The organism is Nostoc sp. CALU 1950, from assembly GCF_051172895.1.
Lineage (GTDB): Bacteria > Cyanobacteriota > Cyanobacteriia > Cyanobacteriales > Nostocaceae > Nostoc > Nostoc edaphicum_A.
In genome coordinates, this window is record NZ_JBDNJQ010000044.1 from 26,934 (window position 1) to 49,868 (window position 22,935).

Consider the following 22,935-nt stretch of genomic DNA (forward strand, 5'->3'; position numbering starts at 1 on the left):
TAATGAGTTACAAACTAGATTTTGCTAGTCGCTTCTATTACTTCATATCAGTGGTTTTTGCTAGGTGGTAATTAACATTTTTAAGGATTACATTATTAAGTGATTCTACTGTTAATTGGTATAATTAGTGTAAAATTTTGAATTTGGCACTGGGTCATAGGGATTGGATTTTAGAAAAACTCTTCCCTATCCCCAGTGCTTAGTCCCAGTCCCTAGTTCAATTTCTTGCTTAGTGCTTACTATCAAAGCACCGTTGATTCTCCTAGAGAAAGATGCCTAAAGACTTAAATTTTGCAAGAATTGAAGCAATGGCAGCTTTTGTGGAGGTGGAGCGATGACAGATAGTAATGTGAGAATTGTTTCCCTGATTCCCGGTGGAACGGAGATTTTAGCGGCACTAGGGTTGGTTAATGCTATTGTGGGGCGATCGCACGAATGCGACTACCCTCCAGAAATCCTCAATCGCCCGATTTGTACCCAAGCACGCTTAAATTCCAATACCTCCAGCAGCCAAATTCACGAGGAAGTGAACAATTTATTGCAATCGGCTCTCAGTATTTATGAAATCAAGACAGATGTTTTAGAACAGTTACAGCCTACCCACATTCTTACTCAAGACCAGTGCGATGTTTGTGCTGTCAGCTTACACGAAGTGGAAAAAGCAGTTGCCACACTCGTTGACAGTAAACCCCAGATTATTTCTTTACAACCCAATATTCTCAAAGATATTTGGACTGACATTGAGCGAGTCGGCAACACCTTTGACGTAGATTCGGTAAAAGTCTTAGAAAATTTAGAAGCTCGTGTCAAAATTTGTCAGCAAAGACTCCAAGGACTTTCTTTAGATGAACTGCCTACTGTCGCCTGTATCGAGTGGACTGATCCTTTGATGGTTGCCGCTAATTGGATTCCTGAATTAGTTAATTTAGCAGGAGGACAGTCTCTATTTTGTGTTACAGGTCAGCCTTCTCCAATCTTGCGGTGGGAAACACTGTTAACAACCAATCCAGATGTAATTGTTTTTATGCCTTGTGGCTTTGATTTAAATCGCACTCGCCAAGAAGCCAATTTGTTATTAACTCAAGGTTCAGAGTGGGAAAAATTACACGCTATCCAAGCTGGTAGGGTCTATATTACTGACGGCAATTCTTACTTCAATCGTCCAGGGCCGCGACTGGTGGATTCTCTAGAAATTTTGGCAGAAATTTTGCATCCAGAAATTTTTCAATACGGCTACAAAGAAACCGCTTGGGAACGTTTGTAAAGAAGAATTCAGAACTCAGTAGTCAGAATTCAGTAGTCAGAATTCAGTAGGAATTCGAGTTGTTTCAAGCCTTGGCGGGTTCCAATACCCACAAGGAGGAATTCTGATTCCTGGATTCTGAATTCTTTTTAAGGTGTTTGTTCAGAATCTGCTGATGGTTCATTGTTAAATAACAGCAGGCGTGCAGCGAGAATGGCAAATCCTACAGCTGCGATCGCTTTTAACACACGCGTAGGTAACAATTCGGCTACTGCACCCCCAGCCAAAGATCCCAACAAACTTGTCAACAGCAATGCGCCTGCTGCACCAAAAAATACTGCACGGGGAGAATTAGAACGTCCTGAAAGTGCGATCGCCGCTAGCTGACTTTTGTCACCCAATTCTGATAAAAAAACTGTAATAAAACTCAGTCCTAAAAGATGCCAATCCATATTATTTAGGGGAATGGGGAATGGGGAATGGGGAGTTTTTCTAATGACCAATGACAAATGACAAATGACAAATGACAAATGACTAATGACTAGTAAATACATCCCAAAACAGCATTAGCGAAATCATCAATAACATCACGCCTGCTGATTTTTCTACAGTTTTTGGGCTGAGTCGGCTGGCTATCCAACTACCTAAAAGCACACCTAATAAGCTGGTGGTTATCAGCGCCGCCGCAGATCCGATAAATACCACCCACGGCGAATGAGATTCTGCACTCATTAAGAGGGTGGATAGCTGAGTTTTATCTCCAATTTCTGCTAGAAAAATGGTTACAAAAGTTGTACCAAAAACTACTAGTGCTGATTGCTGCTTTTGAGGACTATCGGCAACTACAGGCTGAACGATCGCAGGAGCCAAGTTCAAATCAGTGCTGTCTTTCAGTTCTAGTTCGATCTTAGTCTGAGATATGCCAGAAATCTCCAAAGGTGCAGAGTCAAGTTTCACAGGCAGTAGTTTTGTTTCTAGGTTGCTTTCATATTTCTATCATATTCTCAGATTGTTGTAATAAATTGCAACTACATACAAAAAAAGGATGGTGGAAGTGTCAAAGTCCAACAGCTTTGTCGAAGCGTAGTATTTCTAAACTGCGATCGCCATATACACCCTCTATTTGCTGGCGACAGCAGTCAATGGCAAAATCGTTAACTTCTTCTGGTTCAACTCCATACATATCTTGAAACACTTCTGATTCAACGCGGCAGAAGCGAGGACGATTGGCGTAGATGCGACATTCTCGCGTGGTATGGTCGAAATTAACGCACCATCCCCCTTCGCCTACCATGCTGAGGTAGAGTTCTAGTTCTGGTGGTGAGAGATAGTCTTCCAAATCTGGACGCTCTGCTGGATCAAGATTACAGCAGGCTCCACATTGCTTTACACATTGCCAAGTTGACATTTTTGATTGGGGATTGGGGATTAGGAACTGGGGATTAGGGACTGGGGATTGGGAACCAATACGGTTTGGTTAAGGTTTTTTGATTGAAAATTCGAGATCACAAAAACACGATAGATAAATCGCCATCAAAACGAAAGACTGATTATTGTAGAGACGGCGATTCATCGCGTCTCTTGCCTTAACCGAACCAGTCCCCAATCCCCCTATTTTACGTTTTTATGTCTTTTCTTATAATTTTGTTAAGTAAATTAAATCTAACAGGCCATAGCCAGATATGATCAATTGCGGGTTTTGTAATTAAGTTATTGAATTTTTTAAAGCAATTAAGAGGAGAAAAGGAAAAATGTTTGACGCTGTGTCTGACTTGTTTAATGCTTTTCTAAGTATCAATTGGGAAGTTATTTTCCAATTGCTGTCCGTGGCGCTAATTGTGATTGCTGGCCCAGCAGTAATCTTTGTGCTGGCATTTCGCAACGGCAACCTATAAGAGTGCTGAGTAGTGAGTGCTGAGTGCTGAGTAGAAGAAAATTTTGGAATTTAAAACTGATAACTCATGAATCAGCACTCAATACTGATAACGCCTGAAGGGCAGCTTGGATAATATTGTCATATTGTGGTTGAGAAATATCAACTTCTTTGGCGTTTTGCCGATTAGTTCCTATCAAACCAATTATATGTCCTGGCTGCATAGCTAAAACTTTACCTTCAGAATTTTTAATTCTTAATTCTGCTTCAATACCGTTTTTATAAAAACCACAAGTATACTGTCGCTGATTGTACTCAAAGGTTGTGCTTGATGTGGTAGGTGGCGAAACAAAAAATTGTTGAAGCTGAATTGGCAGTCTGACACCGATTAACTCTAGCTCAATGGTGGTGTTACCGTTAAAGTAATTTTCTCGTAGTTTGTAAGCAACATCCACTCGCGATGGTAGGTGGAAATAGTCGCCCCAACGCCAGGCGATCGCTTTAATTCTGTACTCTTGATTATCAATAGTTTGGGCAATTGTCAGTTTGATGTGACCTTTACCAACGATTTTTTGCTCAACCACTTGGACATTAGGTGTCCAGAAAACTGGATCGGGGTTGTCCATACCGCAGGGATGTAGAGCATTAAGCTGTTGATAAAGCTGTTGATTGAGATGATTGAGATTGACTTCAGCATCAATTTTGAGCAAAGGCTTGAGATGTTGGGGTTCAAGACACTGGTTAGCAAACTCAATCAAACGCGATCGCACCATCTCTAAATTCTCTGCTGGTAGAGAGAATCCCCCGGCTGCTTTGTGTCCACCAAATTTGCCTAGTAAATCGTGACAATATTCCAAAGCTTCAAATACATGAAACTCTGGAATTGAGCGTGCTGAACCGCGTATATGTTCCTCATCTTCATAAGTACCGATAAACACGGGAACACCGTAGCGTTCCACCAAGCGGGAGGCGACGATACCAATAACGCCGTGATGCCAATTGGGTTGAACAACAACTAATACACGGTTTTGCTGTAGAGATGCAACAAATTCTGCTTCTACATAAGCGATCGCTTCTTGTTCAATTTGCTGACACATCTCCTGGCGACTGGCATTTATTTGTTCGCACTGCATTGCTCTTTCCAGCGCCACCCCCATATCATCTGTAGTCAGCAATTCAATCACAGTCTGGGGATTACCAATCCGACCAATAGCATTAATTCGCGGCCCCAAGCGAAACCCGATATCTTCAGGCTTGAGCGATTTTGGATTTTGGATTTTGGATTTTAGATTAGAGCTTTTCTCCTCTGCCCCCCTGCTCCCCTGCTCCCCTGCTCCCCCTGCTCCCTCATCTCCCCTCGCCTGCACTCCACCTACTTGAATCAACGCCTGTATCCCAGCTAAGTTGGATTTGGGTAAATGCTGTAAACCGCGTTTCACCCAACGGCGATTCACGCCAGTTAAGGGAGCTAAATCTGCGATCGTTCCCAGTGTAAACAGTGCTAGCATCGGCTGGATCAAGCCCTTAGTCTCTCCTAGCTGTTGTGCTAGAGACACTGCCAAAATATACGCAACACCAACACCAGCAACACCCCGATAAGGTGACGATTCTGCTATTAGTTTGGGATTGAGGATAGCGTTAGCTGGTGGTAATTTTTGGGGGATATCGTGGTGATCGGTGATAATAACTGCAACACCAAGCTCTCTAGCTCTCGCAACTGGTTCAAACGCAGAGATGCCATTATCTACAGTCAGAATTAATCCCACACCTTCGCTGTGGAATTCTTCAACTATGCGCTTATTAATACCGTAGCCTTCATGCATCCGGCTGGGAATAGCATAATCTACTTGTGCGCCTAAAGTGCGGAGACTACGCAAAAGTAAAGCAGTGCTGGTCATTCCATCAGCATCATAATCACCACAAATAGCAATTTTTGTTTGAGAAGCGATCGCATTTTCCAACAACTCCAAACTAATTGCCAAATCTGGAAAATCTTCTAACGGCGAAGGCAAAACTAAAGACTCTGGATTTAAAAATGCTTGTATCTGTTCTGGTGTTTCCATACCCCGATTAATCAACAACTGGCTGACAATCGGTGAAATATTTGTCAAAATCGCCAGCTTTTGGGCAAATTCTGGTTTTTGTGGATAAATTTGCCAGCGCTGATCGGGTAAGCGCCTGCGAGGCTTTGATACTTCAGATACAGCTCGGTCTAGCACAATAAAAGTTAGGAGTTTTCAGTTATGAGTCTTGAATTGAAAGTTGTTTCTTAACTCATAACTAATAACACTATTTGCGATCTAAAACACGTTTATCTTACCATCATCCATAATATACAAAGAGCGATCGCCTGGAGAGCGCCAGGTCGGACGGAGTTCCAACCGCAATGTACCAAAGTTAGGTTTCGAGATAATTGCCTGTAGTGATAAACCCGTTTCGCTCCAAAATATCAAAGATGTATTCGGCTCCGTACCCTCTATTTGTTCTAAATTTAATTTCTGCCCTGGACTCAAAGATATTGCACCAGTCCCGGAGGGTTTTTGAATTTTAATCAGGTTGGGTGTGCTATTTACAACTTCAACTCTGATGTGTTGCCCAGGTGTAAACTGAATTGGGCGAGAACCACACTTAGAAGCACAAGTTCCAGCTAAAGTATTGCTGGGGTTATTGATTGATGCAACTACAATGGTTGCTGCAACTAAAGCAAATGACAAAGGCTTAAACATAATAACACAGTATAACTACTAAACTGAAATATTACTTCAATCAAGTACTATTAAGCCTCAGTATATTTTCCAGAATTACTATTGGTAATTCCCAGTTATTAAATTACGAATTACGAATTATTTGTTATAAACATCTCCTCTCGCACCAATAGCGTAAATTTCGATGTCTTTGGAATCAATATTAACTGTAAAAATAATTCTGTTTTTACCTATACCTAGTCTGTAAAATCCCTCCCAATCACCTTTCATCTTTTTGGATATCTAGTTCTGTAAACGGGATAATACCTTGGTCTTCGACAGCAATAACAATTTGCTTTATTTGCTCTCGAATATTTTCGACATCTTCGAGATTGGCTTTGTCTAAAAATTTAATCGCTTTTTTGCGAAATTTTATTACCATATTTTACCCAATCGGTCATATCAACTACTTCATCCTCAGTATCATCTGAAGGTACACCAAATTCGGCTTCAAGTTCGCGTTGCTCATCATCACTTATGTAAGGAATCAGAATTTGGCAGAGGCGAAGTCTTTCTTCTTGCAGAACTTCACGCATAGTTTCTTTAATCAAAGCTTTTAATTCTTGAATTTCCACTGTACGCTTTTTATTTATGGTTATATATATATTACCTAGTCTCAGCTTGTGCAGGGGTAATTTGTGTGAAAATAGCAAGCTGCAAAAGTTCGGGAAGTGTTTCCCAAGGAATAGCTCCTTTGCAAGTATTTATATACAGTTGTATACGAGCCTATTTATAAAGTAAATATTAATTAGGTGTGTTACGGCTGTGTAGGAATTTGAGGGTTTGAGAAAGTCTAATTTAGCCGTAACGCACCTGGGAATATCATACGTTACGCGGTGCTTTAACGCACCATACAATTTAGGGAAAGGTTTTGATAATAGTCGCTCACAACTGAACTTGGCTTTTACCTTTCCCCTTCTGCTGTAATGTCTCTTTAACCGAAGCGTCCACTGATATAATCCTCAGCTTCTTTAGTTTGAGGAGAACTGAACATTTGGGCTGTAGGATTAAACTCAACTAATTTTCCGCGACGCTTGCCATGCTCGTCAATTTCTGTATTGAAGAAAGCCGTGAAATCTGCGACTCTAGAAGCTTGCTGCATATTGTGTGTCACCATAATGATGGTGTATTGTTCCTTGAGTTCTAAGCAGAGTTCTTCTACTTGGCGGCTAGAAATCGGGTCGAGAGCAGAACATGGTTCATCCATTAATAATACATCTGGCTTCATGGCGATCGCACGCGCAATGCAAAGTCGTTGCTGTTGTCCGCCAGATAATGCAGTACCCTTCTCTTTGAGTTTGTCTTTGACTTCATCCCAAATAGCAGCGCGTCTGAGGGAATCTTCCACCAATTCATCAACGTTACCTTTGTAACCGTTAGCAAGCGGTGCAAAAGCAATATTTTCGTATATTGACTTAGGGAAAGGATTCGGTCTTTGAAAAACCATTCCGATTTGGCGGCGTAATTTGACCGAATTTATCTTAGAATCGTAGATGTTGCGATCGCGATAATTCAGTCTACCTTCAACCTTAGCACCAGGGATTAAATCATTCATCCGGTTGAAGCAACGCAATAAGGTACTTTTACCACATCCTGAAGGGCCAATAAAAGCAATAATTTGTTTATCAGGAATTTTTAGGTAGACATCTATAAGTGCTAGAAATCCTCCATAATAGACTTTCACACCTTCAACATTAAATACAGAATTATCTTTGTCTATTGTGGCACTATCTGATTGACTTCTACTATTGCTATAAGTCATTTTTCGTATCTCCTAATATCTGTGAATGTATTAAATTAGATATTTAATTATCTAACGGATTGAAAAACGTTGCCGGATATAAATTGCTACACCATTCAAAGCTAAAATCAAGAGTAACAACGCAATAATTGTTGCTGCTGCTGCACTAGCAAAACCCGGTTCAGGACGAGTGATGTAACTGTAAATTTGAATGGGTAATGCCATAAATCTCTGGAACAAACCAGGGTCAAAGGTGAGAAAACCTACAGCACCGACAACAATTAGAGATGCTGCATCACCAATGGCGCGAGATACAGAGATAATCACCCCTGTCAAAATACCAGGGACAGCATAAGGTAAAACATGACTGCTGATAGTTTTCCATTTGGTGACACCTAAACCGTAAGAAGCATTTCTCAGAGAATCCGGGACAGCGCGAATCGCTTCTCTAGAGGTGACAATAATTACTGGTAAAGACAGCAAAGATAAAGTCAATGCACCAGAAATCAAAGCCGGCCCAAAGCCAAGCAAATAATTGAAAACTCCTAAACCCAGCAATCCATAGACAATAGAAGGCACACCCGCCAGATTACTGATATTAATCTCAATAATCGCTGTCCACCAAGCTTTGGGTGCATACTCTTCGAGATATAAAGCTGCTCCTACACCAATTGGGACAGTTACAAAAATCACAACAAGTCCCAACAAAATGCTGCTAACAATAGCAGGACGGATACCACCTTGGTCAGGAAAACGAGAAGGGGTATCTGTGAGAAATCCTGGGGACAAAAATCTACCTAATCCGTCTCCCAAAATATCAAAAAGGAGCAAAGCTAGGACAAATATCCCAATCATCAAACCCAAGAAAAAAATTACTTCAAATACTTTTCCTAAGCTCTCCCTTTGGTCAACATTATCAGTAAATTCTGCCCCAGATGCAAAGGAATCATCTTCTTGATAACTCGTAGTCATATTTATTATTCGTATTTTTCCTTGTAACGATTAGCAATCCAGTAACTAACAATATTCAAAGATAGGGTAATCACAAACAAAACCGCACCTACAGCATATAAAGTCTTGAAATTAAGACTTCCACGCGGACTATCTCCGCCAGAAATTTGTGCCATGTAAGCTGTCATTGTTGCTATTGATTCTGCAAAACTAATAGTCAGCTTTGGCTGTAGTCCGGCGGCGATGAGGACAGTCATTGTTTCACCCACAGCGCGGGAAATACCCAAAATAATCGAGGCGATAATTCCTGAAAGTGCTGCTGGTAAAACTACTTTAAAAATAGTCTCCAGTTTCGTGATACCTAAAGCATAAGCTCCTTCCCGCAAAGAACGTGGAACTGATTTAATAGCATCTAAGCTAATAGAGCCAACGGTGGGAGTAATCATAATCCCCATCATTACCCCCGCACTCAAGGAATTGAAAATTTCTAAAGGGATAATATGCCGCAGCAATGGTGTCAGAAACAATAGTGCAAAGTAACCATATACTACAGTTGGTACTCCTGCTAAAAGTTCCACTGCTGGGCGTAAAACTGCTGCTACTTTGGGTTGAGCATATTCACTCAAATAAATGGCAGAACATAAACCCAAAGGAATCGCCACTGACATAGCAATAGCTGTAGTCAAGAAAGTGCCATTAATTAAAGGCCAAATGCCAAAATGCCTCTCTGCAAATAGAGGTGTCCATTTAGTATCAAGAAAGAATTGAGCAAAGGAAACTTCTTGAAAAAAACCAAATGTCTCCTGAAAAATAATTACAACAATACCAAAGGTAGTCAAAACAGAAACTAAAGCACAAGCAAATAAAATCGTTCCCACAATCCTTTCAGATATATCTTCAGATATATCTTTGTCTAGTGATGGTCTAGGTAATAAATAAGAATCGTCTTGAGAAGTGTAATTTTGCATAAACAGTTAAGTCTTAACTACAAATCAAGTTACATCTGAATGGGTATTTGTCTAAAGAAAGTTTGTAATTGGTTCACCTGGTTTGGCTTTTTGAAATTTTGTCCCAGTTTCACCAGTAGCAAATTTTTGTTTTACCTTGACGTAAGCTTCATCAGGTAGTGCTACATATCCAGCACCATCTACCCACTTCCAAGAATTTTCTAAATAAAAATCTACAAATTCTTTGACTGCTGGCTTGTTATCTAAAGATATCTTGCTGGCATAAATGAAGAGGGGACGAGACAAAGGTGTATAGGTATTTTTGAGGACATTATCCAACGGAACTGGTTTTTTGCATTCTCCTTTGAGATTTTCGATAGCAACTAAATTGAGCTTTTCTTGGTTTTGAATGTAGTAAGATATCCCTACATAAGCCAATGCTGATTCATCTCCAGAAACACCTTGCACTAGCAGATTTTGATTATGACTAGGAGTGTAGTCGGTGCGGCCATTCTTGGCTTTGCCAGTAACAGCTTGAGTTAAATAATCAAAAGTTCCTGTATCAGAAGCTGGAGCATAAAGCTTTAGTGGTAGCTTAGGAAATTTAGGATTAACTTGATCCCAAGTCAAGATTTTGCCGTCTGATTTAGCACTCCAAATTGTGTTCATTTCCTTAATGGTTAGACATTTAGCAAAGTCGTTTTTACGATTTGCAATTACAGCTACGCCGTCTAAACCTATAGGTAACTCTACAAACTCAATATTCTTGCTTTTACATTTTTTGATTTCTTCATTTCTGATGGTACGAGAAGCACCAACAATATCAATATCACCATTGCAAAACTTACTGAAACCGCCACCCGTACCACTGGAAGCAACACTAACTTTCGCGTCAGGTTTAACCTTTTGGTATTCTTCTGCAACTGCTAAAGAGATAGGAAAACCCACGGCTGCACCATCAATACTCACCTGACTTTTCAATTCTTGTCCACCGTTACAAGCAGTGATACTACTGGCAAGAATCATTAAAGATGTGAAGAAAATGCTATCTTTAAATCGGCTATGAAAGCTCATAAATTATCAATTGAGATAAAGTGACTATACAAAGAATGCTGCATGAAAAAATCAAGTTCATGCTTTGCTAGCAGCTTGAACTTTGTCAAAAATTGCCCCATCTTCAAAAAACTTTTTCTGGATAAGCTCCCAACCACCTAAATCTTGAGAGGTAAATAAAGTTTTAATTGGCGGTTGTTTTGAGGCTACTTCTTGAGTAACGGTGGGGTTAACAGGACGATACTGTAATTTGGCAAATTCTCGTTGAGCTTCTGTGGAGTAAAGAAAATTCACAAATGCTTGTGCAACTTCTCTTGTACCGTGTTTATCAACGTTTTTATCAACTAGAGCCACAGGATTATCGATGGAAATATTAACTTGAGGTACAACATAAGGCAACTTCAATCCACCTATTTGCGCCAAAATTACCTCATTTTCGTAGTTAATTAAGACATCTCCCTCACCTTTTTGGAAAAATGAATCGCTAGCTTCACGGGCATCTTTCGTCAATACAGGGATGTTCTTATAAACTTTGGTGACATAATCTAATGCTGCGGTTTCGTCACCACCTGTTAAACTCACAGAACTCCAAAAAGCTAGGAATTCCCAGATAGCAATACCAGAGGTTTTGGGGTTAGCTGCAATTATTTTTACACCATCTTTTGCTAAGTCTGCCCAAGTCTGAATATTTTTGGGATTACCTTCACGAGTAACGATCGCAGCTACAGATTTACTGACAATACCATTTCTCGGATATCGGATTTCCCAACCTGATTTAATCAAACCTGCTTGCTGAATTTTAATGACATCTAGAGGGAGTGCCAAATGTACTATATCTGCTTCTTGTGAGCCTGCAATAACTTCTGCCGCTTGAGCGCCAGAACCCCCATAAGTCGCCTCAATCGTGACGTTTTGGTTGTGTTCTTTCTTCCAGCTTTCGACAAATTTGGGAATTATCTGGTCATGAGCGGCTTTGGTAACAGAGAATGAAACGAGTTTTAAATTAACATCATTCTTGCTAGCTGAACTGCTTCCAGAGCAGGAGGCAACTGCTATACTCAAAAAAATACTTATTAAAAACAGACTTACAAAGCTTTGGATACTGCGGCCATTCAACCAACTTCTAATTGCGTGTTGATACGATAGTTGCATAGTCCGCAAGGCTTTCGTGGCATAAGCCTGTATCCCCTCACTTAAGAATTTACTTAATTTGGTTGGTTGTTGCGACTTGCTCATTAGAATCACCCCTAAATCTACGGTATTTCTAGATGTATACCGTAATTAAAAGAATTATAGGGTATATAGAATAATATTTATCATCTGGCTTCAATTTTTTTACTAGGTGAGCAATTTGTCATCAAAAGTCTGATTTACCAAGGAATTTCAAGAAATGGGTTTTTTCTGCTGCAAAGGGAGACAATCTAATTGCACACATACATAAAATTTGATAAAAAGATGTCATAAGTAATACAAAACAATAGTATAAACTCGAATTTTTTTAGCCAATAAAGCTTTTTTTAAAACAAAGTAGCTGCACTACAACATCTTGAGTATCATATTTTGCGATCGCGCTTATTACGACTATTATTTGTATATAATATTTAACCTTCAAAATCATCAATACTTACAACAATTCCCTAAATTCTTCACGAGTTATTTGGCAATCGCGTAGTATTTGTGCTAGCAAACCACGACCAATTGTTTCACCTGAATGTACAGGAACTACTGTCCTACGCCCATCACTATGTATCATAATATGATGACTGCCACGTATCCTAGCCACTTCAAAACCAACTTTGCTCAGGGCTGCAATAACTTCCCTTGCTGTGAGACTTGGGAATTGACTCATATCTCAACTGCGACTCGTTGAATACCAACAAAGTCGAGTGAATCCTGCTGTTCTTCCTCAAATTCTAGACAAAGTTCAATCGCTTCTCTAATACGTTCCACTAACTCATCTAAAGTTTTAGCTTGCGTATGACAACCAGGAAGATTTGGGACGGAAGCAACAAAGTAGCCATCTGCATCTCGTTCGATAATTACATTAAATTCTCGCTTCATTATGAACTTCCCTAAATTTATAGACAGTATATTCTCTCATTATTGAAAGAGCGATCGCTCCTACCGTGAGAAAGTATAATCAGGCGATCGCTCAATTGTAGAAATACTCATACAGATTTTTTGCTACTCTAACCAGTTCTCTAATTGCAAATTAAGTATATTTTCAAAATCCTTGATATTGTTCGTAACCAAAATATCATTACGAGAGCGGACAACGGCAGCAATGAGTGCATCTACTTCTCCTGTTGGTCTACCAATTTGCCTCAATTCACTTTGAATTTTACCAAATTCTCTGGCAGCATCTATATCAAATGCCTCAATGGGTAATAGTTCAGTTAGTTGTGCTAGTGTTTCTAAATTTTTTTCAACTTGCTTAGAACAGTAAACACCTTTGTAAAGTTCTGAAACTACTATTGTAGATAGATAGCATTGGCTGAAATAGCGATTAAATATAGGTACTACTTTGGGATTGCCATTAAGCAATGCAATACAAATGTTAGTATCTAGAAGATACATTAGTCTTTCTTCTATTTATCTATTGAGTCTATCACCCTTCCTTGGTAAGTATGACGTTGCTGGTCAATTTCAGCAAATATATCTATCAACTCTGGTTGGTCTTGCCAAATTCCAAATAATTTATTCAATTTTGTAAGCCTTTCTTCATCTGTCAAGTCTAGTTTTGCTACGACAGCTTCAGTAGAAGTAAGTTCTAGATTAACGATTATTTCTGCTCCATCAGGAATACTGTGAATTTGCTCTAATAATTCAATAGTTTGACCGCGTTTGATTCCCCTAATCTTCATTGTCTGCTTACTCCTGTAATCACTACTATTGAAATATAAGACATTTTCTTATTACTTAATGCTAACTTATGTAGCGTAAACGCGTATCGGCTGGTGTCAGACATCACCCCTTCTGTCAGAATATATAATCAAGCAATTAAGATTTAAGTACTCAGCAATTAATTTCTGGTAAATCTTCTTGCCATTCCCGGAAAAATGAGTCATCCAAAACTAACTCAATACCAAAGTTATCGATTAAATAGCGTAAGTCAGTGTCCTTTACTTGGATTGTTTTCGTCATAAGTTTTGTGGAGTGGAGTATAGTAAATTAATTGGCTTTATACTACTCATTAGTTGCTGCTTCTAGCCAAACTTCCACTTCATTTGCTAGCAACTTCTGGGCTGCATCCATCATTGATGTTGCAATGTCTTTGAGGTCTTCGCGGTTGTTCAAGTAAGTTTTTAACGCTTCCATTGGGTCAATACTGCTACTCGCACTCAATTCAGGAATCCGGGGCCTGGCTAATTGACTGACTAATTCTGCTTGAATAGTGTAGGTGTGAGCAGGACTTAAAGCAGTATGTAGAGAGGAACTGTCAATTAAATCCATCTGTTCAGAGCGGAGTTTGTAAATTAGCCGCACTACAGCATCTTCAATATCATACTTAGCGATCGCTTTCATTAACACCGCTTGCGGATCATCTGCTTTCGAGATATCTATCTCAATGGTCTGGAAAGTCCGAACCGTTAAAGGACAAAATTCCCACTCAGCGCTTCCCCGCTCCAGTTCCAGCATTACATAGCCTTTGTCTTCTTTTTCTTCGCTAAAATCTACCCGCTCAATACTCCCTGGATAAATCACCGGTGGGTTGTTGGATTTATTCAGATTTTGATGGCGGTGGACATGTCCCAACGCTACATAATCAAAACAAGGTCGCGTCAGCAAAGATAGGGGTAGAGTAAAGCCTTTACCTACTGCCAAAAATCGTTCTGCGCCCAAGGTTGCATTGTCAGCCATCAAGTGGGCCAAAAGAATAGTAGGCACATCAGGGTCAAGACGGCGAACTTCCCCTTCTAGAACAACTCGCAGACGTTCTGTTAATAGTTGGTTGACTTCCGCCAAAGATAAACCTTCAGTCTCTTGGCGAGTCATCAAAGTCGAACGAGTCAGCCAAGGCAGCGTGATTACTTGCACTTTGCCATTACGGGTTTGGATGCAGTGAGTAGTTAATGTATCACCGACAACAAACCCTGGCACTCCCAAAGTGCGATAAATATTTAAACTCGCCCCTCCCTGTCCTTGGGAATGTTGGTCATGGTTGCCTACCAACAGTACTGTTGGAATATTGGCATCCATAAGACGGCGAAACTGGTTGGCAAAAGCATGTTGTACATAAGGTGGTGGTGTCGCATCCGGGAAAGCATCGCCACCAAATATCACCATATCAACTGCATCTGTCAGCGCTCGGTCAATACATATAGAGAGAGTATTGACAAAATCCTCCAATCGTGTATTTAATCCCGTCGCCGGATTAATTCGTCCGTGGGAAAAGCCGCTTCCCATGTGGATGTCGGAGAGATGGAGGATTTTAATCATATTTGTCCTTTGTTCTTAGTCATTTGTCCTTTGTCTAATACTAATGACAAATGACAAATGACCAATGACTAAATATGAATTCCACATTCTGTTTTATCACTTCCCCGCCAGCGTCCGGCGCGTTCGTCTTCGCCTTCGCCTACTTTGGTTGTGATGGGTTGGTCGCCGATGCTGGGATAACCTTGGTCGTGGAGGGGGTTGTAGATAACTCCGTGTTCAGCCACGTAAAGCCAGCTGTCTTTGCGTGTCCAAGTAGCTATAGGATTTACTTTCAGCCGACCTTTACCATCAAATTCAAATATGGGCATATTCGCACGGGTTACTGCTTGGTCACGGCGGCGTCCGGTAATCCAAGCGACGCTATTGAGTTCGTCTAGACCCCGTAGCAGTGGTTCAATTTTTGTAATGTGGTGGAATTTAGCAATATCCTTGTCCCAGAGTTTGTCGCCGTATTTGGCTTCAAAGGCTTCGCGGGTGTCTACATCTGGAGTTTTGAAAGTTTGCAAATCCAAGTTGTAGATTTGTATAGCTTTGGCTACTAATTCTAGGCTTTCAGGGAAGTGGTGCAAGGTGTCGAGGAAGATCACAGGAACGGGATGCTTCAGTTCACTGTAAAGAATATGGGTAATTATCATGTCATCCACGTTAAAGGCGCTTGTTTGCACCAGTCCCGTTGGGATATTTTCTATAGACCATGCCAGTATTTCTTTGGGAGTGGCAGTTTCAAATTGCTCATTTAATTTTTCTAAGTCAAAAGCGATCGCTTGGTTTCTAGATTCCGTGGATGCTGTCATGATAATCTTCTATTCAAAATATTTTTACCTTGATTAAGATTTATTTTATCCCATCAAGGCACGTATTCCGCTCGGAGTTCAGGTATTTATTCTGTTCGGAAATTACTACGTTGTGGAACTGGAGAATGGGAAGTCGGCAGACCAGAAGAACAAATCATTAAAAGTAAAAATTGATACTTAAGTTCAAAAATAAGTATTTACTAAGAAATTTTACGGTAATTTAAGTTTTACAATGGTTTTATAGATATTTATACTGATTTTGATATGGTTAAGGGACTATTAATAAAAGGGATTTTACTTAAATGAACAATGCAAAATTCAGCAATCCATTAGGCCAATCTATAATTATGGGCGCTTTAATGATGTTAACAAGCGTTGGTATCATCACAATAATGAACTTTTTCTAGATCAAAATTTCTAATTTTAGCAATAAGACTTCACATAGTCCCGTTCAAAACTGAGTGGGACTTTTACTTTTTTATCCAGATAAATCCGTGTGTATTAACTTTCTGCTGTGACTTTCAGCAGAGATTAATTCTGAAGCCGTGTTTTTACGTAGTTTTGCTGGGCTACGAGATCCCCGACTTCTTGAAGAAGTCGGGGATCTGACCACCGCTAACCACTCATAACTAACGATACAGAATACTAGTGAGCAACTGGCGCTTTTACTCCTGCACCACCTTTACCCAAGAATAGCAACAGAGGTAATGAGCAAAGGAAGCCTACCCCTACCACCCGAAAGCAATCTGCGTAAGACAAAACAGCAGCTTGGGTATCTACTGTTTGACTTAATAAAGCTAGTGCTTGTTGTTGAGCCGTTGTCGCATCCATACCTTGACCTTGGAGTGCCCCGTTGAGCGCATCGAGGCGCTGATTGGTTTCTGGGTCATAAGGACTAAGTTTTGCTAACAGGATGTCTCGATGAAAAGCTTGTCGTCGGTCAAGTAAGGTGGTGAGTAGGGCAATGCCAATGCTACCACCCAGTTGTCGAGTGAGATTGTAGAAACCAGAGCCGGCAGAAATATCTTGCTTAGGTAGCGGGCCTAAAACTGCCAAACTCAAAGGGAGAAACATCAACACAGTAAAAGCCCCACGCCATACCAATGGCCAAAATAAATCATCTATGCCAGTTTGTGGGGTAATTGCTGCTAGTTGAAACATGACTCCAGACGATCCGACAGCACCCATCGCAATTAAAAATCGGGCATCAATTTTACTAGACAGTTTGCCTAATAAAACCATAACGATCGCAGATGCTAAAGCACCAGGTGCTAACAATAGTCCTGTCTGCGTTGCCGTAAAGTGCAGCACACTCTGAGCAAATATCGGCACAGCAAAGAGCGTGCCATAAAGCCCCATTCCTACCACGGCTGATAACACACTTCCAGCAGCTAAAGAACGGTGACGTAAAACTCTCAAGTCAACGGCAGGATGGTCTATTTTCAAATCGTACCAAATAAATAGTCCTAATCCGATAATACTGGCGATCGCTAATGTGGTAATAAAACCAGAGGAAAACCAGTCTTCTTTCTCTCCTTCCTCTAACAAAGTTTGCATACAGCCAATAGCGATAACTAAAAACCCAATCCCGAACCAATCGACGGCTTGACTTTGTGTCTCGCTTTTGTCTTTATCTTTGGGCAAAAATACCACTGACATCGCCACTGCAACGATCCCGAAGGGAATATTCACAAAGAAAATCCACCGCCAGCCCAAACCATCTACTAAAAATCCCCCTAAAGTCGGGCCGATGGCTGGGCCAGCAATTACACCTACCCCAAAAACTGCTTGTGCTAAACCCTGTTCAGCAGGTGGAAAAGTCTCGAACAAAATCGCTTGGGCTTTAGCTAGCAATCCGCCACCACATAAACCTTGAAGAATTCGAGAAAAAACTAGCATTGGGAGATTAAATGCCAACCCGCATAAAACCGAGGCCAGGGTAAAGCCAATCAACGAGAAAATGAAGTAGGTTTTGCGTCCAAAGTAATCTCCCAGCCATGCAGATAAGGGAATTAAGACGACATTTGCGATCGCATATCCAGTTACTACCCAGCCAACCTCACTGACAGTTGCACCCAAACTAGCCTGTATATCTGTCAGGGCAACGTTAACAATACTGGTATCAATTACTTCTAAGATCGCACCAAGGGAAGCCGTAAAAGCGATCGCTTCCCGTGCTGGAGTTGGTAAAACGACCATCTATCGGCGTTACACTTCCAAAGAAGAATTAGTTGCAGACGCGATCGAAAGTTTGAGAGATGATTTAGTGATCCCCGATACTGATAGCTTTTGGGGAGACATGGATATCCTGATTAATAATGCCGCCAAAAAAATAGATAGTCCCCTTGGACGTCAGACACTTGCGCTGATCATTAGTACAGCGTCTAGCAATCCTCAGTTTGCAGAGGTTTACTGGACAAAATATACAAAACTCCGACGTGAAGCCTTTTCTAAAATACTTGAGCGTGCCAAGTCTAGAGGCGAAATTCACAAGGATGCAGACGTAGAACTAATTATCGACCTTGTAAGCGGGTCACTATACTATGCGCTAATCTTCAAACCCACAACCGAGCCAGTAGAAGCATACATGCGCCGCACCATGAATCTTTTGATAAAGGGAGTAGGGAATAGGGAGTAGGGTGCAAGGGAGACGGAATAACCAATGCCCAATGCCCCATTCCCCATGCCCAATTCCAACTTGTTAGCAAAATAACTTTCCATCATAGGTCATAAATGAGATGATGGAGAAATTAGAGAAAAAGGTGAACAGTTGTTATTTTTCTCCTTCCGCTTCTGGTTGCAGAATGGCATCACAGTATTGAATGAGGGTTGTCAAGCGATCGCAAATCGTCTGAAGTCTCGTTTGTGCAGTAGATGCTTGCCGCGCTCCTTGGAAAAACATTACATCTATTTCCAACAAGCGCAATTGCTTGCTCATCTCCGTTTGATAAGACTGCACTCGCCAGTTTTCATCAGCCAAAGGCACAATCTCTTGCCCGAAAAATTGCTGCAAGGAGGCTATACGCTGTCGCAGTTCAGGTGCAACTATTTGGGTAGTTGTGGCATCGGAGCGTAATTGCTCTAGCAAGGTTACGAGTGCCAGATATTTCTCACGGTTTAAAGACATCCAGTGCTAGTTAAGATAGTATTAATGTCAAGTAATTTTTCTTCTACAATAAACTTTCTTAAGTACTTATCAGCACTAAAAGCCTCAAATCATGGTTTGAGGCTTTGTTTGCCATCAATGGATTTTCAAGTTTATGATCCTTGAAACCCGCAGTGGATGACTACCGTCTGCAATTGGAGAATCATCCTTACACTGTTTTTTCTACCCTTCTCTGGGCGACAGCATCTTCTTAGAGCGATGCTGCCAGTTTTATTTATCATTCAGTTATCTACCGATCCTATCCAAACCCAATTGTATGAGCAGTCTAGCTATAAATTCATCAGTTGATCTCGCCATTCCGGAATGGTTAAAAAAATGTTTGAAGGAGTCATCCACAACTAGCGGCGCAGGGGAAGATGACCGAAGGCATAGCGATACAGTCTTGATTGGTCGCGCATTTGAATTTGCTTACCAATTGCATCAAGGTCAATACCGCAAATCTGGAGAACCATACATTGCCCATCCCATTGCTGTAGCCGACTTGCTGCGTGACTTGGGAGGTAGTGCTGCTATGATAGCAGCTGGATTTCTCCATGATGTCGTTGAAGATACAGAAGTTACAAGTCAAGAAATAGAAGAACGCTTTGGCCCAGAAGTGCGGCAATTGGTCGAAGGTGTCACAAAGCTTTCTAAAATCAATTTCACCAGCAAAACCGAAAGCCAAGCCGAAAACTTCCGGCGGATGTTTTTGGCAATGGCGCAAGATATTCGGGTAATTGTGGTGAAATTGGCAGATCGTTTGCATAATATGCGAACTTTACAATATATGTCAGAGGCCAGCCGCCGCCGCAGTGCCCAGGAAACGCGAGATATATTCGCGCCCTTAGCCAATCGCTTGGGAATTTGGCGAATTAAATGGGAACTGGAAGATTTGGCTTTTAAATATTTGGAACCAGAAGCTTTCCGCCAAATGCAGGAGCATGTTTCCGAAAAACGGACGGCGCGAGAAGAGAAATTGGCTAGAGCTACGAACATGTTGCAAGAGCGTTTGCAGCAAGCCGGAATCCAGTTTCAGGATATCAGCGGTCGTCCCAAGCACCTTTATAGCATTTACCAAAAAATGCACCGCCAGCAAAAGGAATTTCATGAAATTTACGATTTGGCAGCGCTGCGAATTATTGTTCAAACTAATGAGGAATGCTATCGGGCGTTGGCGGTGGTTCATGATGCTTTTCGCCCAATTCCTGGGAGATTTAAAGACTACATTGGACTACCAAAGCCTAACCGCTACCAGTCGTTACATACTGGGGTGATTGGACTAACTGGCCGTCCTTTAGAGGTGCAAATTCGGACAATCGAAATGCATCATATCGCCGAGTATGGGATTGCCGCCCATTGGAAGTATAAAGAAACAGGTGGTTCTAGTATTAGCCATTTGACAGCGACAGATGACAAGTTTACTTGGCTACGGCAACTGCTGGAATGGCAAACTGATCTTAAGGATGCCCAAGAATATCTTGATAGCGTCAAAGATAATCTATTTGAAGATGATGTCTATGTCTTCACCCCTAAGGGGGATGTTGTTCCTTTAAGTCCTGGTGCTACCACTGTAGATTTTGCTTATCGCATTCATACGGAAGTAGGGAATCACTGTTCAGGGGCGCGGGTGAATGGGCGAATGGTGCCACTGTCAACGCGGCTGCAAAATGGCGATATTGTCGAGGTTTTAACCCAAAAGAACTGCCATCCGAGTTTAGATTGGTTGAACTTTGCCAGAACTTCGGCAGCGAAATATCGGATAAAACAATGGTACAAGCGATCGCGCCGGGAAGAAAATGTTGCCCGTGGACGGGAGTTGTTAGAAAAGGAACTTGGTAAAACTGGTTTTGATAGTTTGCTGAAGTCCGATGCGATGCAGATTGTCGCCGAAAAGTGTAATTACCACAGCGTAGATGATTTACTCGCTGGTTTGGGTTACGGTGAAATTACCTTGAACCTAGTGCTAAATCGCTGGCGAGAAGTAGCGAAGGGACAACAACCAGCTTCCACTGTGTCGCCATTTATCCCCAAAGAACCAGCGACATCAAAAGCTTTGCGAGATGCACCTCCAACGACCTCACGCTCCACAGATTCGCCAATTTTTGGGGTGGAAGGTTTGGTATATTATTTAGCTGGGTGTTGTACCCCGATTCCTGGCGAACCAATTATTGGTGTGGTGACGCGAGGTAGGGGTATTTCAATCCATCGCCAAGGCTGCCATAATTTGGAGACTGTGGAGTATGAGCGCTTAGTACCAGTTAGGTGGAACCCAGGTGCAGAAAATAGTGGTCGTCCGCATACATACCCAGTGGATGTTCAAATTGAAGCCCTTGACCGCGTAGGGGTGCTAAAGGATATTTTGTCACGGTTGAGTGACCAAGGGATTAATGTTCGCCATGCTCAGGTGAAAACCTCTGCTGGTCAACCTGCATTGATGGACTTAGGAATAGATATACGCGATCGCTCTCAACTAGAGCAAGTGTTCGTCCAAATTAAGAAAATGAGCGACATTTTGAATATCCGCCGCGTTGGTCAAATTGACGAGTAAGTTTGCCAATTGCTAAGGTGCGTTACACTGCGTTAACGCACCAGTTCATACCAATCTGAAAAAAGAATGCGACAAATAGACCATCTTGTAGAGACGCGATTCATCGCGTCTTTACCCAAGGATGTGTTGCAACCATTAATTGAATTGGTATTAGGATCATGATTGAGCGATCGTTTTTAGGAGTCGAACCGCAGAGAAGGTTAATTGTTAATATTCATAGACTGCAACATTTTTTCTCGCTTCTTGCGGGCAATTTCTTGTAAATCAACAGTTCTATCAGTTTCATCTACAATCTCACCAGTTATCACCTCAAGCACATCTTCCAAAGTGATGACACCAGCGATGCTTCCATATTCGTCTACCACTACTGCAAGATGTTCACGAGCTTCTATGAAGTTTTTCAACAATTTATCTGCCCGAATTATCTCAGGGACAAAGTTCACTTTTCTAGTCAGACTAGAAATCTTTTGATTGTTACTTCCTTCAACCATTGCTGTCAGTAATTTCTGTTTTAAAGCATATCCAATGACTTCATCAAGAGATCCATCTATTACAATAATCCGGGTGTGTTGAGACGCAATAATGTTGGCTTTCGCTTCAGCAAGAGTCATATCCCCGTAGATATATGTCAACATGATTCGGGGTGTCATTAAATCAGATGCAGTCACATCATTTAATCTAAACACTCGCTGGATCATTTCTGCTTCATCGCTTTCGATAATTCCCTCTTGATGCCCAATCTTTGCCAACAGCTTTATTTCAGCCTCATTGGTGGTTGGTCGTTTTTGCCCTTTAGAAAAAGGTGCAGTAACATTTTCTAGAATCCAAACTAAGGGTGTGAAAGCAATAGCAAGTCCAGCCACAGGTATAGCCGCAAGTATAGCGATTTGTTCAGAATAACGCTCTCCAATTGTCTTTGGGATGATTTCACCAAAGATGATAATCAAGAATGTTAATACCCCTGAAAATACACCAAGCCATCTATCTCCTAATACTTGAGTAGCAATATTACCTGTGAGAATACTGCCAATGATATTGAAAGTATTGTTGAGGATTACAATAGCCGCAATAGGCCGATTCATGTTTTCACGAATCGCTAAAAGTGTTACTACTGAACGATTATTTGATTGTGCTAATTGTCTAACTCTTAGGGTCGAAACAGAGAACAGGGCCGTTTCTACACTAGAACAAAGCGCTGAACCTAAAAGAACAACAAACACAATGATTACAAGCTGTAGCATATAGTTTCCCAAGTATGGGAAGCGAAAGTTGAGCTTAACTGATAGCCAAAGGAGTTGCTATCTTGTTATCTTCTGAGTTTACCGCTTTCCTAGTTTAAGCTCATCGTCCGGGAATGCTTTGCTTTGCTCCCATAGCACTCAATACGGTTCGGTTAAGGCAAAAGACGCGATAAATCGCCGTCTCTACAATAATCGGTCTTTTGTAGAGACGGCGA

26 protein-coding genes are annotated in these 22,935 nt (G+C 41.2%); 4 read left to right on the forward strand and 22 right to left on the reverse strand.

Annotated features, from left to right (window positions below; all coding sequences use genetic code 11):
* Nucleotides 1-334: 334 nt before the first annotated feature.
* A complete protein-coding gene (locus tag ABF638_RS14420; protein ID WP_435023340.1) occupies nt 335-1,264 on the forward strand; it encodes a cobalamin-binding protein in 930 nt (309 codons plus the stop codon).
* Between the two features lie 128 nt (nt 1,265-1,392).
* Here the strand turns inward: ABF638_RS14420 and ABF638_RS14425 are convergent, their stop codons facing one another.
* The 3 genes from ABF638_RS14425 to ABF638_RS14435 all read right to left on the reverse strand — a co-directional run bounded on the left by ABF638_RS14425 (nt 1,393) and on the right by ABF638_RS14435 (nt 2,651).
* Nucleotides 1,393-1,695, reverse strand: a complete 303-nt coding sequence (locus ABF638_RS14425) for a TMEM165/GDT1 family protein (protein ID WP_099100177.1) — start codon at nt 1,693-1,695, stop codon at nt 1,393-1,395.
* A gap of 82 nt (nt 1,696-1,777) precedes the next feature.
* Nucleotides 1,778-2,200: a TMEM165/GDT1 family protein gene (locus ABF638_RS14430; RefSeq protein WP_435023342.1), complete on the reverse strand. Its 423-nt coding sequence runs from the start codon at nt 2,198-2,200 to the stop codon at nt 1,778-1,780.
* A 100-nt stretch (nt 2,201-2,300) separates the two neighbouring features.
* Nucleotides 2,301-2,651 carry a YkgJ family cysteine cluster protein gene (locus ABF638_RS14435; RefSeq protein WP_435023343.1) on the reverse strand — a complete coding sequence of 117 codons (351 nt, stop codon included), beginning with the start codon at nt 2,649-2,651 and terminating at the stop codon, nt 2,301-2,303.
* 343 nt (nt 2,652-2,994) lie between these two features.
* Between ABF638_RS14435 and psb30 the strand changes: the two genes are divergently transcribed.
* Nucleotides 2,995-3,138, forward strand: a complete 144-nt coding sequence (gene psb30 / locus ABF638_RS14440; RefSeq protein WP_435023345.1) for a photosystem II reaction center protein Ycf12/Psb30 — start codon at nt 2,995-2,997, stop codon at nt 3,136-3,138.
* 64 nt (nt 3,139-3,202) lie between these two features.
* Here psb30 and ABF638_RS14445 read toward each other — a convergent pair whose 3' ends face one another.
* From ABF638_RS14445 to ABF638_RS14525, 17 genes are all read right to left on the reverse strand, one after another.
* Entirely contained in the window at nt 3,203-5,335 is a 2,133-nt protein-coding gene (locus ABF638_RS14445) for a single-stranded-DNA-specific exonuclease RecJ (protein WP_435023346.1), read from the reverse strand.
* Nucleotides 5,336-5,416: 81 nt separating this feature from the next.
* Nucleotides 5,417-5,842, reverse strand: coding sequence for a hypothetical protein (locus ABF638_RS14450; protein ID WP_435023348.1), 426 nt, complete (start codon nt 5,840-5,842; stop codon nt 5,417-5,419).
* Between the two features lie 238 nt (nt 5,843-6,080).
* Nucleotides 6,081-6,242 carry a hypothetical protein gene (locus tag ABF638_RS14455; protein ID WP_435023350.1) on the reverse strand — a complete coding sequence of 54 codons (162 nt, stop codon included), beginning with the start codon at nt 6,240-6,242 and terminating at the stop codon, nt 6,081-6,083.
* Entirely contained in the window at nt 6,211-6,435 is a 225-nt protein-coding gene (locus ABF638_RS14460) for a hypothetical protein (protein ID WP_435023351.1), read from the reverse strand. Before ABF638_RS14460 ends, ABF638_RS14455 begins: the two co-directional genes overlap by 32 nt.
* 359 nt (nt 6,436-6,794) lie before the next feature.
* A complete protein-coding gene (pstB, locus tag ABF638_RS14465; protein ID WP_420762704.1) occupies nt 6,795-7,622 on the reverse strand; it encodes a phosphate ABC transporter ATP-binding protein PstB in 828 nt (275 codons plus the stop codon).
* A 51-nt stretch (nt 7,623-7,673) separates the two neighbouring features.
* Entirely contained in the window at nt 7,674-8,573 is a 900-nt protein-coding gene (gene pstA, locus ABF638_RS14470; RefSeq protein ID WP_435023354.1) for a phosphate ABC transporter permease PstA, read from the reverse strand.
* 5 nt (nt 8,574-8,578) lie between these two features.
* On the reverse strand, nt 8,579-9,520 hold the full coding sequence (gene pstC, locus ABF638_RS14475) for a phosphate ABC transporter permease subunit PstC (protein ID WP_435023355.1): 942 nt from the start codon (nt 9,518-9,520) through the stop codon (nt 8,579-8,581).
* A 51-nt stretch (nt 9,521-9,571) separates the two neighbouring features.
* Nucleotides 9,572-10,573, reverse strand: a complete 1,002-nt coding sequence (locus ABF638_RS14480) for a PstS family phosphate ABC transporter substrate-binding protein (protein ID WP_435023357.1) — start codon at nt 10,571-10,573, stop codon at nt 9,572-9,574.
* 57 nt (nt 10,574-10,630) lie between these two features.
* Nucleotides 10,631-11,788 (reverse strand): sulfate ABC transporter substrate-binding protein, encoded by a 1,158-nt coding sequence (locus tag ABF638_RS14485; protein ID WP_435023359.1) that lies wholly within the window; start codon nt 11,786-11,788, stop codon nt 10,631-10,633.
* A gap of 388 nt (nt 11,789-12,176) precedes the next feature.
* A complete protein-coding gene (locus ABF638_RS14490; RefSeq protein ID WP_435023361.1) occupies nt 12,177-12,401 on the reverse strand; it encodes a type II toxin-antitoxin system HicA family toxin in 225 nt (74 codons plus the stop codon).
* Complete coding sequence (locus ABF638_RS14495; protein WP_435023362.1) at nt 12,398-12,613, reverse strand: type II toxin-antitoxin system HicB family antitoxin; 216 nt, start codon at nt 12,611-12,613, stop codon at nt 12,398-12,400. Before ABF638_RS14495 ends, ABF638_RS14490 begins: the two co-directional genes overlap by 4 nt.
* 123 nt (nt 12,614-12,736) lie before the next feature.
* Nucleotides 12,737-13,129 carry a type II toxin-antitoxin system VapC family toxin gene (locus ABF638_RS14500; protein WP_435023364.1) on the reverse strand — a complete coding sequence of 131 codons (393 nt, stop codon included), beginning with the start codon at nt 13,127-13,129 and terminating at the stop codon, nt 12,737-12,739.
* An 11-nt stretch (nt 13,130-13,140) separates the two neighbouring features.
* Nucleotides 13,141-13,416 carry a hypothetical protein gene (locus ABF638_RS14505; protein ID WP_435023366.1) on the reverse strand — a complete coding sequence of 92 codons (276 nt, stop codon included), beginning with the start codon at nt 13,414-13,416 and terminating at the stop codon, nt 13,141-13,143.
* Between the two features lie 151 nt (nt 13,417-13,567).
* Nucleotides 13,568-13,696 (reverse strand): hypothetical protein, encoded by a 129-nt coding sequence (locus ABF638_RS14510; protein ID WP_435023368.1) that lies wholly within the window; start codon nt 13,694-13,696, stop codon nt 13,568-13,570.
* Nucleotides 13,697-13,738: 42 nt separating this feature from the next.
* Nucleotides 13,739-14,992 (reverse strand): exonuclease subunit SbcD, encoded by a 1,254-nt coding sequence (gene sbcD / locus ABF638_RS14515; protein WP_435023370.1) that lies wholly within the window; start codon nt 14,990-14,992, stop codon nt 13,739-13,741.
* A 68-nt stretch (nt 14,993-15,060) separates the two neighbouring features.
* Complete coding sequence (cysH, locus tag ABF638_RS14520; protein WP_435023372.1) at nt 15,061-15,786, reverse strand: phosphoadenosine phosphosulfate reductase; 726 nt, start codon at nt 15,784-15,786, stop codon at nt 15,061-15,063.
* 645 nt (nt 15,787-16,431) lie between these two features.
* Nucleotides 16,432-17,952, reverse strand: a complete 1,521-nt coding sequence (locus ABF638_RS14525) for a DHA2 family efflux MFS transporter permease subunit (protein ID WP_435023380.1) — start codon at nt 17,950-17,952, stop codon at nt 16,432-16,434.
* 85 nt (nt 17,953-18,037) lie between these two features.
* On the opposite strand from ABF638_RS14525, the gene ABF638_RS14530 reads away from it, so the two are divergent.
* Nucleotides 18,038-18,424 carry a TetR-like C-terminal domain-containing protein gene (locus tag ABF638_RS14530; RefSeq protein WP_435023374.1) on the forward strand — a complete coding sequence of 129 codons (387 nt, stop codon included), beginning with the start codon at nt 18,038-18,040 and terminating at the stop codon, nt 18,422-18,424.
* Nucleotides 18,425-18,559: 135 nt separating this feature from the next.
* Here the strand turns inward: ABF638_RS14530 and patD are convergent, their stop codons facing one another.
* Nucleotides 18,560-18,913 carry a heterocyst frequency control protein PatD gene (gene patD, locus ABF638_RS14535; protein WP_069074330.1) on the reverse strand — a complete coding sequence of 118 codons (354 nt, stop codon included), beginning with the start codon at nt 18,911-18,913 and terminating at the stop codon, nt 18,560-18,562.
* 295 nt (nt 18,914-19,208) lie between these two features.
* Between patD and ABF638_RS14540 the strand changes: the two genes are divergently transcribed.
* Entirely contained in the window at nt 19,209-21,479 is a 2,271-nt protein-coding gene (locus ABF638_RS14540; RefSeq protein WP_435023377.1) for a RelA/SpoT family protein, read from the forward strand.
* 200 nt (nt 21,480-21,679) lie between these two features.
* On the opposite strand, the gene ABF638_RS14545 is transcribed toward ABF638_RS14540, so the two are convergent.
* Nucleotides 21,680-22,720, reverse strand: a complete 1,041-nt coding sequence (locus tag ABF638_RS14545) for a hemolysin family protein (protein ID WP_181928866.1) — start codon at nt 22,718-22,720, stop codon at nt 21,680-21,682.
* Nucleotides 22,721-22,935 lie beyond the last annotated feature (215 nt).

What these genes read in the sequence shown, in the direction of transcription:
- ABF638_RS14420 (WP_435023340.1), top strand. Translation starts at nt 335, where the DNA reads ATGACAGATAGTAATGTGAGAATTGTTTCCCTGATTCCCGGTGGAACG.
- ABF638_RS14425 (WP_099100177.1), bottom strand. Translation starts at nt 1,695, where the DNA reads ATGGATTGGCATCTTTTAGGACTGAGTTTTATTACAGTTTTTTTATCA.
- ABF638_RS14435 (WP_435023343.1), bottom strand. Translation starts at nt 2,651, where the DNA reads ATGTCAACTTGGCAATGTGTAAAGCAATGTGGAGCCTGCTGTAATCTT.
- psb30 (WP_435023345.1), top strand. Translation starts at nt 2,995, where the DNA reads ATGTTTGACGCTGTGTCTGACTTGTTTAATGCTTTTCTAAGTATCAAT.
- ABF638_RS14450 (WP_435023348.1), bottom strand. Translation starts at nt 5,842, where the DNA reads ATGTTTAAGCCTTTGTCATTTGCTTTAGTTGCAGCAACCATTGTAGTT.
- ABF638_RS14455 (WP_435023350.1), bottom strand. Translation starts at nt 6,242, where the DNA reads ATGGTAATAAAATTTCGCAAAAAAGCGATTAAATTTTTAGACAAAGCC.
- pstB (WP_420762704.1), bottom strand. Translation starts at nt 7,622, where the DNA reads ATGACTTATAGCAATAGTAGAAGTCAATCAGATAGTGCCACAATAGAC.
- pstA (WP_435023354.1), bottom strand. Translation starts at nt 8,573, where the DNA reads ATGACTACGAGTTATCAAGAAGATGATTCCTTTGCATCTGGGGCAGAA.
- pstC (WP_435023355.1), bottom strand. Translation starts at nt 9,520, where the DNA reads ATGCAAAATTACACTTCTCAAGACGATTCTTATTTATTACCTAGACCA.
- ABF638_RS14480 (WP_435023357.1), bottom strand. Translation starts at nt 10,573, where the DNA reads ATGAGCTTTCATAGCCGATTTAAAGATAGCATTTTCTTCACATCTTTA.
- ABF638_RS14485 (WP_435023359.1), bottom strand. Translation starts at nt 11,788, where the DNA reads ATGAGCAAGTCGCAACAACCAACCAAATTAAGTAAATTCTTAAGTGAG.
- ABF638_RS14490 (WP_435023361.1), bottom strand. Translation starts at nt 12,401, where the DNA reads ATGAGTCAATTCCCAAGTCTCACAGCAAGGGAAGTTATTGCAGCCCTG.
- ABF638_RS14495 (WP_435023362.1), bottom strand. Translation starts at nt 12,613, where the DNA reads ATGAAGCGAGAATTTAATGTAATTATCGAACGAGATGCAGATGGCTAC.
- ABF638_RS14500 (WP_435023364.1), bottom strand. Translation starts at nt 13,129, where the DNA reads ATGTATCTTCTAGATACTAACATTTGTATTGCATTGCTTAATGGCAAT.
- ABF638_RS14505 (WP_435023366.1), bottom strand. Translation starts at nt 13,416, where the DNA reads ATGAAGATTAGGGGAATCAAACGCGGTCAAACTATTGAATTATTAGAG.
- ABF638_RS14510 (WP_435023368.1), bottom strand. Translation starts at nt 13,696, where the DNA reads ATGACGAAAACAATCCAAGTAAAGGACACTGACTTACGCTATTTAATC.
- sbcD (WP_435023370.1), bottom strand. Translation starts at nt 14,992, where the DNA reads ATGATTAAAATCCTCCATCTCTCCGACATCCACATGGGAAGCGGCTTT.
- cysH (WP_435023372.1), bottom strand. Translation starts at nt 15,786, where the DNA reads ATGACAGCATCCACGGAATCTAGAAACCAAGCGATCGCTTTTGACTTA.
- patD (WP_069074330.1), bottom strand. Translation starts at nt 18,913, where the DNA reads ATGTCTTTAAACCGTGAGAAATATCTGGCACTCGTAACCTTGCTAGAG.
- ABF638_RS14540 (WP_435023377.1), top strand. Translation starts at nt 19,209, where the DNA reads ATGAGCAGTCTAGCTATAAATTCATCAGTTGATCTCGCCATTCCGGAA.
- ABF638_RS14545 (WP_181928866.1), bottom strand. Translation starts at nt 22,720, where the DNA reads ATGCTACAGCTTGTAATCATTGTGTTTGTTGTTCTTTTAGGTTCAGCG.